At 67.9% G+C, this 13,384-nt stretch carries 17 protein-coding genes and 1 tRNA gene; 14 read left to right on the top strand and 4 right to left on the bottom strand.

The window, feature by feature from the left end; genetic code table 11:
• The first annotated feature begins 162 nt into the window (after window positions 1-162).
• From EET10_RS17200 to EET10_RS17185, 4 genes are all read left to right on the top strand, one after another.
• The gene (locus tag EET10_RS17200) at window positions 163-765 is read left to right on the top strand and encodes a hypothetical protein (RefSeq protein ID WP_099187462.1); all 603 of its coding nucleotides are present in this window, start codon (window positions 163-165) and stop codon (window positions 763-765) included.
• Between the two features lie 82 nt (window positions 766-847).
• A complete protein-coding gene (locus EET10_RS17195) occupies window positions 848-1,270 on the top strand; it encodes a DUF3052 domain-containing protein (RefSeq protein WP_036393365.1) in 423 nt (140 codons plus the stop codon).
• Window positions 1,270-1,740 carry a peroxiredoxin gene (locus tag EET10_RS17190; RefSeq protein WP_036402654.1) on the top strand — a complete coding sequence of 157 codons (471 nt, stop codon included), beginning with the start codon at window positions 1,270-1,272 and terminating at the stop codon, window positions 1,738-1,740. The genes EET10_RS17195 and EET10_RS17190 overlap by 1 nt, the downstream gene beginning before the upstream one ends.
• 57 nt (window positions 1,741-1,797) lie before the next feature.
• Window positions 1,798-1,872 (top strand) — tRNA-Val (locus EET10_RS17185).
• Window positions 1,873-1,930: 58 nt separating this feature from the next.
• On the opposite strand, the gene EET10_RS17180 is transcribed toward EET10_RS17185, so the two are convergent.
• Entirely contained in the window at window positions 1,931-2,929 is a 999-nt protein-coding gene (locus EET10_RS17180; protein ID WP_246013652.1) for a Fic family protein, read from the bottom strand.
• Window positions 2,930-3,319: 390 nt separating this feature from the next.
• Here EET10_RS17180 and EET10_RS17175 point away from each other — a divergent pair, with 390 nt between their 5' ends.
• From EET10_RS17175 to EET10_RS17160, 6 genes are all read left to right on the top strand, one after another.
• Window positions 3,320-3,520 (top strand): hypothetical protein, encoded by a 201-nt coding sequence (locus tag EET10_RS17175; protein ID WP_023365061.1) that lies wholly within the window; start codon window positions 3,320-3,322, stop codon window positions 3,518-3,520.
• A gap of 9 nt (window positions 3,521-3,529) precedes the next feature.
• A complete protein-coding gene (locus EET10_RS17170) occupies window positions 3,530-4,657 on the top strand; it encodes an epoxide hydrolase family protein (RefSeq protein ID WP_036402663.1) in 1,128 nt (375 codons plus the stop codon).
• 51 nt (window positions 4,658-4,708) lie between these two features.
• The gene (locus EET10_RS17165) at window positions 4,709-5,638 is read left to right on the top strand and encodes a cation diffusion facilitator family transporter (protein WP_122502342.1); all 930 of its coding nucleotides are present in this window, start codon (window positions 4,709-4,711) and stop codon (window positions 5,636-5,638) included.
• Between the two features lie 70 nt (window positions 5,639-5,708).
• A complete protein-coding gene (locus tag EET10_RS29695) occupies window positions 5,709-5,870 on the top strand; it encodes a hypothetical protein (RefSeq protein WP_167480190.1) in 162 nt (53 codons plus the stop codon).
• Window positions 5,871-5,937: 67 nt separating this feature from the next.
• A complete protein-coding gene (locus EET10_RS29245) occupies window positions 5,938-6,132 on the top strand; it encodes a hypothetical protein (protein WP_136622967.1) in 195 nt (64 codons plus the stop codon).
• A gap of 42 nt (window positions 6,133-6,174) precedes the next feature.
• Complete coding sequence (locus EET10_RS17160) at window positions 6,175-7,113, top strand: cobalamin biosynthesis protein (protein ID WP_036402668.1); 939 nt, start codon at window positions 6,175-6,177, stop codon at window positions 7,111-7,113.
• Here EET10_RS17160 and EET10_RS17155 read toward each other — a convergent pair.
• The 3 genes from EET10_RS17155 to EET10_RS17145 are packed head-to-tail and all read right to left on the bottom strand — an operon-like array spanning window position 7,095 to window position 9,044.
• Window positions 7,095-7,910 carry an SURF1 family cytochrome oxidase biogenesis protein gene (locus EET10_RS17155; protein WP_122502816.1) on the bottom strand — a complete coding sequence of 272 codons (816 nt, stop codon included), beginning with the start codon at window positions 7,908-7,910 and terminating at the stop codon, window positions 7,095-7,097. The two genes, EET10_RS17160 and EET10_RS17155, sit on opposite strands and share 19 nt — an antisense overlap.
• An 11-nt stretch (window positions 7,911-7,921) precedes the next feature.
• The gene (locus EET10_RS17150; RefSeq protein ID WP_036402670.1) at window positions 7,922-8,419 is read right to left on the bottom strand and encodes a low molecular weight protein-tyrosine-phosphatase; all 498 of its coding nucleotides are present in this window, start codon (window positions 8,417-8,419) and stop codon (window positions 7,922-7,924) included.
• Entirely contained in the window at window positions 8,412-9,044 is a 633-nt protein-coding gene (locus EET10_RS17145; protein WP_036402887.1) for an HAD hydrolase-like protein, read from the bottom strand. Before EET10_RS17145 ends, EET10_RS17150 begins: the two co-directional genes overlap by 8 nt.
• A gap of 294 nt (window positions 9,045-9,338) precedes the next feature.
• Here EET10_RS17145 and cobC point away from each other — a divergent pair, with 294 nt between their 5' ends.
• Genes cobC through EET10_RS17125 form a run of 4 tightly spaced genes read left to right on the top strand, consistent with a single transcriptional unit; the run spans window position 9,339 to window position 13,379 of the window.
• Window positions 9,339-10,391 (top strand): Rv2231c family histidinol phosphate aminotransferase CobC, encoded by a 1,053-nt coding sequence (gene cobC, locus EET10_RS17140; RefSeq protein ID WP_081260356.1) that lies wholly within the window; start codon window positions 9,339-9,341, stop codon window positions 10,389-10,391.
• A complete protein-coding gene (locus EET10_RS17135) occupies window positions 10,388-11,524 on the top strand; it encodes a Nif3-like dinuclear metal center hexameric protein (RefSeq protein WP_122502341.1) in 1,137 nt (378 codons plus the stop codon). The genes cobC and EET10_RS17135 overlap by 4 nt, the downstream gene beginning before the upstream one ends.
• Window positions 11,521-12,258, top strand: a complete 738-nt coding sequence (locus EET10_RS17130; RefSeq protein ID WP_036402675.1) for a zinc ribbon domain-containing protein — start codon at window positions 11,521-11,523, stop codon at window positions 12,256-12,258. The genes EET10_RS17135 and EET10_RS17130 overlap by 4 nt, the downstream gene beginning before the upstream one ends.
• The gene (locus EET10_RS17125) at window positions 12,255-13,379 is read left to right on the top strand and encodes a bifunctional RNase H/acid phosphatase (RefSeq protein ID WP_036402679.1); all 1,125 of its coding nucleotides are present in this window, start codon (window positions 12,255-12,257) and stop codon (window positions 13,377-13,379) included. Before EET10_RS17130 ends, EET10_RS17125 begins: the two co-directional genes overlap by 4 nt.
• The last annotated feature ends 5 nt before the right edge of the window (window positions 13,380-13,384 follow it).

Here is a 13,384-nt window from a genome sequence, read left to right as displayed (position 1 = left end):
GACGCGTCGGCGGTCCGTCCCCCTATCGTGCCGCACCGACGTCGCGGGCGGATAGCCGCCGCCCGATCGGGGTTGCGGGATCGCGGCCGCCGGAGCCTCGGCGCCGGCCGGAGTCGGAGCGTCGCGGATAGTTGATGCCCCGACCCGGTAACGTCACTAGCCGTGCTCATCGGATGGCGTGCCGTCGCTCGTCGGCACGCGGGGGTTGTGACCAGTCTGAATGCCAGGCGAGTCGCCCAGCTCTGCGGTTGCATTGCGGTGCTGCTGATGGCAATCCTGGGGTGTACCAGCGTCACCGAGGGCACCGCGACTCCCGACACCAAGGTTGCTCCGGCCTACCGGTCGTCGGTGTCGGTGTCGCTGTCGGCCTCGTCGGCGACATCCAGTATCCGCGAATCCCAGCGCCAGCAGTCGCTGACGACCAAGGCGATCCGCAGCTCCTGTGAGACCCTGGCAACCACCAGCAAGGACGCTATCGACAAGGTGAATGCCTTTGTCTCGGCGTTCAACGCCGGCCGCAGCACCGGGCCGGCGGAGGGCCCGGCCATCGAAGCGCTCAACAACAGCGCCTCATCGGTGACGGGCAGTCTCAGCGACGCGCTGTCCAGGGAGATGCGCGACGCGCTCAACGCCTATGCCGATGCGGCGCTGGCGGTGGCGAATGCCATCGGCACCCACGCGCCGACCGGCGAATTCAACCGGCGAGTCGATCAGCTCAACGACACCAAGACCAAGGCGCTGAAAATGTGCATGGCCTCCTATTGAGGCGGCGTTATTGGCTCGATGGCGTTTGTGCGACGATAGTGCCCATCACGCGTCGTGTGGCTGAACAAAGGGAGGTTCCACGGTGGTCGCGGCGGATCACGCCCCGAGCTACGCTCGCAAACTGGGCATCCAACGAGACCAAGTCGTCCAGGAGTGGGGCTGGGACGAAGATGCCGACGACGACATCCGCGCGGCAGTCGAGGAAGCCTGCGGCAGCGAGCTGCTGGATGAAGACACCGACGAGGTCGTGGACGTCGTGCTGCTGTGGTGGCGCGACGGCGACGGCGACCTGGTGGACACCCTGATGGATGCGATCAGCCCGCTCGCCGAGGACGGCGTGATCTGGGTGCTGACCCCCAAGACCGGCCGGCCCGGCCATGTGCTGCCCGCCGACATCGCCGAGGCGGCGCCCACCGCGGGGCTGATGCCGACCTCGTCGGTCAACCTCGGTGACTGGAGCGCCAGCCGGCTGGTCCAGCCGAAGTCACGCGCCGGGAAGCGCTGATGCTCGACGTCGGGGCCACCGCTCCGGACTTCACGCTGCGCGACCAGAATCAACAACCCGTCACCCTCAGCGACTACCGAAGGCTTCCTGGCGCGAAGAACGTGCTGTTGGTGTTCTTCCCGCTGGCCTTCACCGGGATCTGTCAGGGCGAGCTGGACCAACTGCGTGACCACCTGCCTGAGTTCGAGAACGATGACAGTGCGGCACTTGCCATTTCGGTGGGCCCACCGCCGACGCACAAGATCTGGGCGACGCAGAGCGGGTTCACCTTTCCGGTGCTGTCCGATTTCTGGCCGCACGGTGGGGTCAGCCAGGCCTACGGCGTGTTCAACGACCAGGCCGGCGTCTCCAACCGCGGTACCTTCGTCATCGACCGGTCGGGGATCATCCGGTTCGCCGAGATGAAACAGCCGGGTGAGGCCCGCGATCAGCGGCTGTGGACGGATGCGCTGGCGGCCTTGCGAGCCTGAAGGTTTGGGCGGTTGGGCCGCGGGCGGGTAGCCTGCTGCGGACCCCCCGGGTTTCAAGGGCGCGTAGCTCAGTGGTAGAGCTCTGGTTTTACACACCAGCGGTCGGCGGTTCGATACCGTCCGCGCCCACCAGTGGATGCGGGTTACCGATACCCGGGGCGCCACCCGATCCGCCATTGGTGCGGTCAATTCAGCCTCGGCGTTTGTAGCGGTTCTGGGCGTACTCCTGCACCCATTGACGACTTGAGCGCCACTGCCCGTCGGAGCCTTTGGTGGCTTGCAGCGCACCGCGGTTAGCGGCTACGCGCAGCGCCGTGGCGTTGAGCTCGTCGGTCGCGAGCGCGGCCAGTGGGACCAAGCGCGCCGGCCCGGCAACTGCCGGCACGATGAATTTGTAGAGGTTCTCCATGATCGCCCGCGCGATGAACTCGCCTAGTGCGCCGTAGTCGCCGCCGTCGGCGCGCTGTAGCGCTCGCAAATATCTGCGGCGGTCGCTTTTGTAGATGATGGCCGGCGGATACCCCAGGCGCACCAGAATGAGGTTGAGCACCAGCCGTCCGGTACGTCCGTTGCCGTCGAGGAACGGGTGGATCGCCTCGAAGTCGCGGTGAACCTTGGCGATCCGTTCCGGGAAGTTCAGGGAACGCGCCTCGATGTCGTTGGCTTCATCGAGCCATGAGGCCATTTCGGCGTCGATGAGTGGCCAGGTAACGGGCTTCATTCCGCCATGAAATGCTTCAATTTCATGTTGGCGGAATGCGCCCGGGCCTTCGGCCGGCGACGCGCTGGGATCAGGGTCGACGGCCCACACTAGGGCCATGACCTGCTGATGGATGTGGCACACGTCTTGCATGGTGATATGGCGCTCAGGGTCGTAGCTGGTCGGCTGGATGCCTTCGCGATAGACCCAATCAGCGGCATTGGCGTAGCCCTTGACCTCCATGTATTCGCGGAGTCGCTTCGCGCCGACGGCGCGGCCCTCGTCGAGTAGCTTCTGGACTTCGCTGATGACCAGGGTGTTGCCTTCGATGGCTGTCGAGTGATGCGCCTCGGCTGTCCAGATGTCTTTCCAGATGCCTGCGGCTTCTAGCGGGCTCGGCAGGCCGCCAAGCCGGTTCCATAGTTCGGATATCAGGGTGTCGAGTCGGTTGTAGACCTCGGATCGCGCCGGTCGACCCCTTGTGGCCACAGTGCTCCTTGACCCTCTCTTTGGTTGCTCTGAATTCATACGGAGCATCGATTTACAAAGTATAGTACGAAATTTCTGTTGTGAACTGGGGAAACGTACAGATTTCGTACTGTACGCTTTGTTTCCTGTTAGCGTATATATTTGCCGGACCGAGGGTCAGCCTGGCGCTGCGATGACGAGATTCGCCTGCGACGCTGCGATGGTGGTGCTGCTACTGATGGTGGTGCTGGTGCTGCAAGCCTGGGTCGGTTGACACACCAGCGGTCGGCGGTTCGATCCCGTCCGCGCTCACCGGCTGCGCGAGCGCAGCGCCGCGGCGACAATCCAAGCCGGTCGCGCCGCGGCGTCATACCCGCCGCGTTGTCGGTGACGAGCGGGTATGGCAAGGTCGTGGACGTGGGTGAGCTATCTGGTTCTCAGAGCGACGGTGCGGGACGGCAGAAGTCGAGACCGCCGGTGCGGCCGCTGTCATCGGATCAGCAGCCGGCGACCAAGGCGGACCTGTATGCCGCGGTGGACGCGATGCGCGCCGACATGCGCGAACTGCTCGAGCAGATCAGCACACTGATCAAAGAAGCCAACAAGAAATAGTCTTGCGGCGTGAGGCCGTTTCGCATCGACGTCTCTGACGACGTCCTGGATGATCTGCAGTCCCGTCTGGCGCGCACCCGCTGGCCCGAAGCCGAGTGTGTGGACGACTGGAGCCAGGGCATTCCACTGGAGTACACCCGCGATTTGGCCACCTACTGGGCCAACGACTACGACTGGCGGGCACGCGAAGCGGCGCTGAACCGCTTCGACCAGTTCGTCACCGAAATCGACGGACTCGATATCCATTTCATCCATCAACGGTCACCACATGACGACGCCTTCCCGTTGGTGATCACGCATGGCTGGCCGGGCTCGATCGTGGAGTTCCACAAGGTGATCGAGCCACTGACCAATCCCACCGCCCATGGCAGCCGCGCCGAAGACGCCTTCCATGTCGTCTGCCCGTCGCTTCCCGGCTACGGCTTCTCCGGCAAGCCGAGCCACCCGGGCTGGGGGGTAGAGAAGATCGCTCAGGCCTGGGAAACGCTCCTGCAGCGCCTCGGCTACCAGCGCTACGGAGCCCAGGGTGGCGATTGGGGAGCGGCTGTCACCACCCAGATCGGCCGCAACGCCGGCCTTTCCGGCGGCCACTGCGCGGCCATCCACCTGAACATGCCGATCGCCTGGCCCACGACCGACGAGCCCACCGACGACGAGCGGCAGGCGCTGCAGGACCTGGCCCAGCACCGCAAGTGGGGCACCGGCTATTCCAAGCAACAATCAACCCGGCCCCAGACCCTGGGTTACGGCCTGGTGGATTCACCGGTGGGACAACTTGCCTGGATCGTCGAGAAGTTCTGGGCGTGGATGGACTGCGACGGTAACCCCGAGAACGTGCTCACGCGCGATGAGCTGCTGGACAACGTGATGATGTACTGGGTGACCGGCACGGCAGCATCCTCGGCCCGGCTGTACTGGGAAAGCATGAAGAGCTTCCGGCCGGGCGGCCGGGTCGAACTGCCGACCGGCGTCGCGTCGTTTCCGAAGGAGATCCTGCGGGCGTCGCGGCGGTGGTGCGAGCCCAACTACAACATCACCCACTGGACGACCATGCCGCGCGGCGGGCACTTCGCCGCATTCGAACAACCCGATCTGTTCGTCGAGGACGTCCGCAGGTTTTTCGCGACAGTGCGGTGACGTTCCGCCTCACACTCGGAGCGCCGAGCACCACGTGGCACGCTACTGGGCATGCATGTGATCAAGGGTCTGCGGGATCCGGCCGCCAGTTTCCCGTTGGCGCACCGGTTCGACGACCGGGCGGAGCGGAGCCGGGCCAATCGTGCTGTGGCGCTGAGTGCTGTGGGATTGGCGCTGACGGGACTGATCGAACTCGCGATTGCGATGGTGTCCGGGTCGGTGGCGTTGCTCGGCGACGCCCTGCACAATCTGTCCGATGTCTCGACGAGCCTGGTGGTCTTCGTCGGATTCCGCAGCTCGCAGAAGTCGGCGAGCCAGCGTTACCCGTACGGCCTGGAGCGGGCCGAGGATCTCGCCGGTATCGGGGTGGCACTGGTGATCTGGGCCAGTGCCGCGGTAGCCGGTGTGGAAAGTGTGGACAAGCTGCTGCGCCACGGGACCACCCAGCACGTGGGCTGGGGCATCGCCGCGGCGGCGGTCGGCATCGCCGGCAATCAGCTGGTGGCCCGCTACAAGCTCGTCGTCGGCCGCCGAATCCAGTCGTCGACCATGATTGCCGACGCCAAGCATTCCTGGCTGGACGCGCTGTCGTCGGCGGGCGCGCTGCTGGGTCTGTGCGGGGTCGCCGCGGGCTGGGGATGGGCCGACGGCGTTGCCGGCATCGCGGTGACGGGATTCATCTGCCATGTCGGTTGGGAGGTGACCTCAGACATCGGCCACCGGTTGCTCGACGGGGTGGATCCGGCTGTCATCGCCACCGCGGAGGCGGTCGCCGCCGCCACACCGGGGGTCAGCCACGCCCACGCACGCGCCCGCTGGACCGGGCGCACGCTGCGTGTGGAAGTGGAGGGCTGGCTTGATCCGGCCACCTCGGTGGCCGAGGCCGACGCGACCGGCCGCCTGGTGGCCGAACGGCTGTCCGCGAAGCTACCCGAGATGCGCAGCTTCGTCTGGGCGGCGCGTAGCGCGCAGCCGGTCTGAGACGGCGGTATGCGACGAGGTTCTCACCCGCTGGAAGGTTAGCCCTCCTAAAAATGGGCACATTCCCGGCATGTCGATCGAACCGTCACCCCGCGATATCGATGCTGCGGGGGCTGGCCTGCCTAAACTGCCAGTCGAGCCGGGTTGGTACGGCCATGCTCGCGAGATGTGGTGGATGCTGGCGGCGCAACTGGTCGTCGTCCTCGCGCTGATTGCCGTCTTGGTGATGTAGCCGCCCGGGCGACGATTGTTACCCAGCACACAGGTTGGTCCGGCCGGAAGCGGGCACCCGTGCACAGGTGAGCAGTCAACCTTCACCTCCGCCTCCCGACCCGCCCAACCTGTCACCGAAAGGCAAGTGGGGAGTTGCGCCGTCGACGAGTCCCCAAGTGATGCGCCCCGGGCGCCGTGCAAAGTCTGCTCCGCTGCTCTGGTGGGTATTGGCCGCGCTGGTTGTGGTGGTGATCGTGCTGGCCATCGTGCTGACGGTCTAGCGGCCCGGCCGCCACGAAGCGGACGTATGAGACGCTGCCGAGGTGGTTGCGTCGCGGCAGGCCCGGATCGCCGGTGTCTTGGTGGGTTACCTGGCCGACCTCGCCCTGGGCGATCCGAAGCGGGGTCATCCGGTCGCGGTGTTCGGGCAGCTGGCCGCAAAGTTGGAGCAGACCAGCTATCGCGACAGCAGGCTCGCCGGGATGACGCACGTTGGGGCGTTGGTCGGTGCCGTGTGCCTGCTGGGCGCGGTGCTGCAGCGGGGTCCGGGCAGGGTGCGGTCGCTTGCGGCCACGGCGACGGCCACCTGGGTGTCATTGGGTGGGATGTCGTTGGCTCGCACCGGCCGGGCGATGACTGAGATGCTGGAGCGCGGCGATCTTGAGGCGGCGCGACGGCTGCTGCCGTCGCTGTGCGGGCGCGATCCGGCCGGGCTGGACCTGCCCGGCTTGACCCGCGCGGCGCTGGAGTCGGTGGCCGAAAACACCTCCGATGCCCAGGTGGCGCCGCTGCTGTGGGCGGCGATCGGCGGCGCACCCGCGGTACTGGGATACCGCGCGGTCAACACGCTGGATTCGATGGTCGGCTACCGCTCGCCGCGGTATCTCCGATTCGGTTGGGCCGCAGCACGATTGGATGATGTAGCCAACTATGCCGGGGCGCGCGTGACCGCGACGCTGGTGGTGCTGTGCGCGCCGCTGGCCGGCGGATCGCCGTTGGGCGCCCTGCGGGCCTGGCGTCGCGACGCCGTGCGCCATCCCAGCCCCAACGCGGGCGTTGTAGAGGCGGCGTTCGCCGGGGCGCTGGGCGTGCGGCTCGGCGGGCCGACCCGGTACCCCCACGGGCTGCAGATCCGGCCCACCCTCGGCGACGGCCGCCAGCCCACGCTCGCCGATCTGCGCCGGGCGGTGCAGCTGTCGCAGGTGGTGCAGGCCGGTGCGGCGTTGGGCGTTGGGTTGATGCTCTACCGCCGGCGGCCGTAGCGGTCGGCAAGTTTCTTCTCGACCGTCATCGGCTCGTCCGCCGGCGGCCGCTCGCGCCGTTCGCGGCGGCGCGCCCGCAGCTCGGCGTAGGCGAAATAGCCCAGTCCGATCGGCGCCAGGATGCCGAAGGTAATCCACTGGATGCCGTAGGACAGAAACGGTCCGGCATCCAGATGCGGTATCCCGATCAGGCCGAGTCCGCCGGGCTGGTCCTCGACCAACTGCAGATAGGATCCGGCCAGCGGAACTCCGGTCAATGCCGACACCTGTGCCGTGCTGATCGAATATACCTGCGGGAAACCGTCTCTGGTGAACGGCTCCTTGCCCACAGCCGTCGGTTCGGAATCGCGCAGTCGCGCCGTGATGGTCACGGTCTGCGCCGGCGGGCGGGGGATCGGCGGCACGTGTGAGCCGGGCTCGGGCCGCACGTAACCCCGGTCGACGAGCACCGTCGGCCCGTCGTCGACGGCGAATGGCGCCAGCACCTCGAACGCCTGCTCGCCGTCGACCACCCGCAGCCGAGCCAGCACCTGCGCGTCCGGCAGATAGCGCCCCGTCGCCGTCACCCTGCGCCACTGCGCGCCCTGAGCTGATGAATCTTGTTGTGGCAGAAGAGTTTTCAGCGGCACAGGCGGCGTGTGCAGGGAATAGTCGATCTGGCGGTTCTCGCGGGAGGTCCTGGTGTTCTTGCCCAGCTGCCACGGGGCGAGCACCGTAAAGCACAGGTACGTGAACGCGATGACCACCAGGATCAGCGCTATCCATCCCGGCCGCAGCAGGAACGTCAGGCTTGGAATCCGTCTGGGCATCACGGGGATCCGTTCTGCGCCAGCCGCTCGTCCACCCAGTCATGCAGGCCGGGCAGCGCGGCCTCGATGACGGCGAAGACCTGCTCGAATTCGTCGTGGCCGCCGTAGTAGGGATCGTCGACGTCGAGGGCGCGGGCATTCGACCGCGGGTCGAACGAGCGCAGCATGCGCAGCCTCGCATCTTCGACACCGAGCTGGCGCAGCAGCCGAGCGTGGTTGCGGCCCAAGGCAATCACCAGGTCTGCCGCCAGATGCCCGGCATCGATCTGCGCGGCGCGGTGCTCGGTGGGGTAGCCGTGGGCGCGCAGCACCCGCCGGGCCCGCTCGTCGACCCCGTTGCCGATATGCCAGTCGCCGGTGCCGGCACTGGTCACCCGCACGACATCTCCTAAGCCGCGCTCCCTGAGTTGGTGGGCGAACATCTTCTCGGCCATCGGCGAACGGCAGATGTTGCCGGTGCAGACGAAGGTGACGTGCAAGGTTGGCGGATCAGACACCCAGCGCCTCCCGCAGCTCGTCGATGGTGCGGGCGTGCCTGACGAGGGTGGCGTCCGTGTCGTGGCCGAAATCGTCCTGCCCGTAGCCCCAACCGACCACCACGGTGTCGATGCCGTGCGCTGCCGCGCCCTCGACGTCATGATTGCGGTCGCCGACCATGAGGACCCGCTCGGGCAGCGGTCGCAGCTGGGTGAGCGCGTGGCCGAGCACCTCGGTCTTGCTGCTCCGGGAGCCGTCGCCACCGGCTCCGGCGATGACCTCGAAATGTTGCTCCAGCCCGAAGTGCGCCAGAATGCGCCGCGCCGTTGGCTCGAGCTTGCAAGTGGCCACCGCCAGCCGGACCCCCGCGGCGGTTAGATCGCCCAGCAGCGGCGCTATCCCGTCGAACACGGTGTTCATCGCCCAGCCGCGGGCGCCGTATTCGGCCCGGAAAGCCGCGATCGCGTCGTCGACACGATCGCCGAGTTCCATCGCGCGAAAGGTGTCGTCCATCGGCGGGCCGACGATCCAGGCGGCCAGGTCGCCATCGGGAACGGCGGCGCCGATGTGGTCGAGCGCATGACGGAAGCTGGCCACGATCCCGTGTGCCGAATCGGTCAGGGTCCCGTCGAGGTCGAAGATCACCAGCTGCGGCGACCCGTCGGAGACGGTGGTAGGGCGGTGCGCGGCGCCGCGGTCGGGCGAATCGGTCACGATCGAACTTGTCACGCCTTCCATTGTCGGTGATGCGGCGGGGTGTCCGGCACCGACCGGCGTTAACGCCAGTCGGCGGACCGGACCGGCGCAGACCCGGCTTGGCCCGCTTCCACCCTGGCCAGCCAGGATCGCGACTGCCGGCCGGGACCCGACCGCGTCACGCTCGCCGGGGGCGGTGCTCCGGATGCCTGGGGAGTCCACCGGCGCACTAGTGTTTCACTGGTGGCGGACCTGGATCACAGCGCGTCGATTTGCCTCGCCGCGGCGCGCTATCACGGTGATCAGGACGTGGCGCCCGACATGCTGGATTTCGCCGTCAATGTCCGTGACACCCGCCCGCCGCAGTGGCTTGTCGACGTTCTGGCGGCCCGGCTGACTGATCTGGCGCGCTATCCCAGCGTGGACGAGGTGCGCCGGGCGCAACAGGCGGTAGCCGCACGGCACGGCCGAACCCGCCACGAAGTGCTGCCCCTGGCCGGGGCGGCGGAGGGTTTCGCGTTGTTGCCCAACCTGGCTCCGGCGCGCGCAGCGATCATCGCGCCCGCGTTCACCGAGCCGGCGGTGACGCTGAGCGCCGCCGGAATCCCGGTGGACCACGTTGTCCTCGAGCCGCCGTTCGGCCTGGCCGGTGCGGCGTTGCCCGAGGCGGCCGACCTCGTGGTGGTAGGTAACCCGACCAACCCGACCTCGGTGTTGCACACCCGCGAGGAGTTGCTGGCGTTGCGGCGACCGGGACGAATCCTGGTCGTCGACGAAGCGTTCGCCGATTCGGTTCCCGGGGAGCCGGAGTCGCTGGCCGGCGACTGCCTGCCTGATGTGCTGGTACTGCGCAGCCTGACCAAGACGTGGTCGCTGGCCGGTCTGCGGGTGGGGTATGCCCTCGGCGCGCCGGACGTGCTGGCCCGGCTGACCGCGCGGCGCGCGCACTGGCCGGTGGGCACCCTGCAACTGGCGGCCATCGCGGCGTGCTGTGCGCCCGAAGCGGTGGCCGAGGCCGCCGCCAGTGCCGAGCGGTTCGTGGCACTGCGCGCGGCGATGGTGGCCGGCCTGAAATCGGTGGGTGCCACGGTGGTCGACGGTTGCGCACCGTTTGTGCTGTTCGGCATGCCGGATGCCGAGCGAATACGAAACGACTTGCACCACAAGAGAATTGCGGTTCGCCGCTGCGATACGTTCGTCGGCCTGGGCGACCGGTATCTGCGCGCGGCGGTGCGCGCGGAGTGGCCGCGGCTGGTTCAGGCCATCGGTTGCTGGCACAGCGGGAGGCGCCAATGAGTGTGCGGTTGGCTGACGTCATCGAGGTGCTGGACCAGGCGTATCCGCCGCGGCTTGCCGAGTCGTGGGATTCGGTCGGCCTGGTCTGCGGCGATCCGGTCGACGTGGTGGATACGGTGACCGTCGCGGTGGACGCGACGCCGGCGGTCGTCGACGACGTTCCCGACGGGGGCCTGTTGCTGGCCCATCATCCGTTGCTGTTGCGCGGGGTCGATACCGTGGCTGCCTGTACACCCAAGGGTGCGCTCGTGCACCGCTTGATCCGGTCGGGCAAGTCGCTGTTCACCGCGCACACCAATGCCGACTCGGCGTCACCGGGGGTCTCCGACGCGCTGGCGCAGGCGCTGGGGCTGACCGTCGAAGGAGTGCTTGACTCGTTGCCCGGGGTGGCCGATCAGGACAAGTGGGTCATCTACGTGCCGCGCGAGTCCGCGGATGCGGTGCGGGCGGCGGTGTTTGACGCCGGTGCCGGACATATCGGTGACTACTCGCACTGCAGCTGGAGCGTGACCGGTAGCGGACAGTTCCTCGCGCTGGAGGGGGCATCGCCTGCAATTGGCGCCGTCGGCACCGTCGAACATGTGGCCGAGGATCGGGTGGAGGTGGTCGCACCCGCGCGGGCGCGGACCGCGGTGCTGGCGGCGATGCGGGCCGCGCACCCCTACGAGGAACCGGCATTCGACATCTTCACGCTGGTGCCGCCGCCGGCCGGCGTCGGGTTGGGGCGGATTGGCACGCTGCCCCAGCCGGAACCGCTTCGCGACTTCGTCTCCCGGGTCTGCGCGGCGCTGCCCGCGACGTCCTGGGGAGTGCGTGCCGCCGGTGATCCCGGCCTGCCGGTTTCGCGGGTGGCGGTCTGCGGTGGCGCCGGGGACTCGTTGCTGGGCGCTGCGGCCGCAGCGGAGGTGCAGGCCTATGTCACCGCCGACCTGCGGCACCACCCCGCCGACGAGCACTGCCGGTCCTCGCCCGTGGCCCTGATCGACCTCGCACACTGGTCCAGCGAATTCCCTTGGTGCGGCCAAGCCGCCGGCGTGCTGCGGTCACATTTCGGCGGGTCGCTGGCGGTGCGGGTGTCCACCATCCGCACCGATCCGTGGAATATGGCGACAAGACCTGGAGACCGGACATGAAAGCCGAAGCGGCACAGCAACGTTCGCTATTGGAATTGGCGAAGCTGGATGCCGAGCTATCGCGGATCGCGCATCGGTCCACGCATCTGCCCCAGCGAGAGGCCTACGAGCGGGTGCAGATCGAGCGCGACGCCGCCGGCGACCGGCTGGCCGCCGTGCGAATCGCCGTGGAGGACTTGGACGCCCAGGTGTCGCGATTCGAGGCAGAAATCGATGCGGTGCGCAAGCGTGAGGAGCGGGACCGGTCGCTGCTCACGTCCGGCGCCACGGACGCCAAACAACTGTCGGACCTGCAGCACGAACTGGAAACGCTGCAACGTCGTCAGGCCAGCCTGGAAGATTCCCTGCTGGAGGTGATGGAGCGCCGCGAGGAACTGCAGGCCCGGCAGGTCGCCGAGTCGGCGGCATTGGAGAAGTTGCACACCGAGCTGGACGGCGCCCGGCAAGCCCTGGACGCCGCGCTGGCCGAACTCGAGCAGTCCCGCCGGGAACGCTCGTCGCGGCGCGAGGAACTCAGCGTCTCGTTGAATCCCGACCTAGTTGCCCTCTACGAGCGGCAGCGGGCCGGGGGAGGGCCGGGTGCCGGACCGTTGCAGGGTCATCGATGTGGGGCCTGCCGGATCGAGATCGGCCGCGGCGAGTTGGCCCGGATCTCGGCGGCCGCTGACGACGATGTGTTGCGGTGTCCGGAATGTGGCGCAATCCTATTGCGGGTCAAGGGTTTTGAGCAGTGAAAGTCATCATCGAAGCCGACGGCGGGTCGCGGGGCAACCCCGGGCCGGCCGGATACGGCGCGGTGGTGTGGACCATGGACCGCTCGACCGTGCTGGCGGAGTCCAAGCAGGCGATCGGTCGGGCCACCAACAACGTCGCTGAATACCGCGGGTTGATCGCCGGCCTGGACGACGCGGTGAAGCTGGGCGCCACCGAGGCAACGGTGCTGATGGACTCCAAGCTGGTGGTGGAGCAGATGTGCGGGCGCTGGAAGGTCAAGCACCCGGACCTGGTGGAACTGCATGCACAGGCTCAGGCGCTGGCACGGCACTTCCGCCGGATCAGTTACGGGTGGGTGCCGCGGTCGCGGAATGCGTATGCCGATCGGTTGGCCAACGAAGCGATGGATGCCGCGGTTCGCACCAATCGCCGTGGGCAGAACACCACCGTGCCGGTGGTGGCCGTTGCCGACCCGCCGCACAAGCTTGCGACCAAGTCCCCGACAGCTCCCGGATGGACGGGCCGACGCGGCGCGGCCACCCGGCTGCTGTTGTTGCGGCATGGGCAGACCGAGCTGTCGGTGCAGCGCCGCTATTCGGGGCGGGGCAACCCGGCGTTGAACGAAGTGGGATGGCGGCAGGCCGGGCTGGCCGCCCGCTATCTTGCGCAACGCGGCGGGATTGCGGCGGTGGTGTCCTCGCCGCTGCAGCGGGCCTATGACACGGCGACGACGGCGGCCCGGGCCCTGGGTCTGGAGGTGACCATCGACGACGACCTCGTCGAGACCGACTTCGGCGCATGGGAGGGAATGACTTTCGCGGAGGCTGCCGATCGCGATCCCGAGCTGCACCGCCGCTGGCTGCGTGACACCGGCGTCACGCCCCCGGGTGGAGAAAGTTTCGACGACGTGCTGCTGCGGGTTCGGCGTGGGCGTGACCGGATCATCGCCGGGCACGAGGGCGCCACGGTCCTGGTGGTCTCTCACGTCACGCCGATCAAGATGTTGTTGCGGATGGCCTTGGACGTCGGCCCTAACGTCTTGTACCGCTTGCACCTCGATTTGGCGTCGCTGAGCATCGCCGAGTTCTACGCCGACGGAGCGTCGTCGGTGCGGCTGGTGAACCAGACGGGTTACCTGTAGCTCGC

The sequence above is a fragment of the Mycobacterium pseudokansasii genome (assembly GCF_900566075.1).
In the GTDB taxonomy this organism is placed as follows: Bacteria; Actinomycetota; Actinomycetes; order Mycobacteriales; family Mycobacteriaceae; genus Mycobacterium; species Mycobacterium pseudokansasii.
The sequence above is the reverse complement of the archived record's forward strand: the minus strand, read 5'-3'. Positions and strand labels throughout refer to the sequence as shown.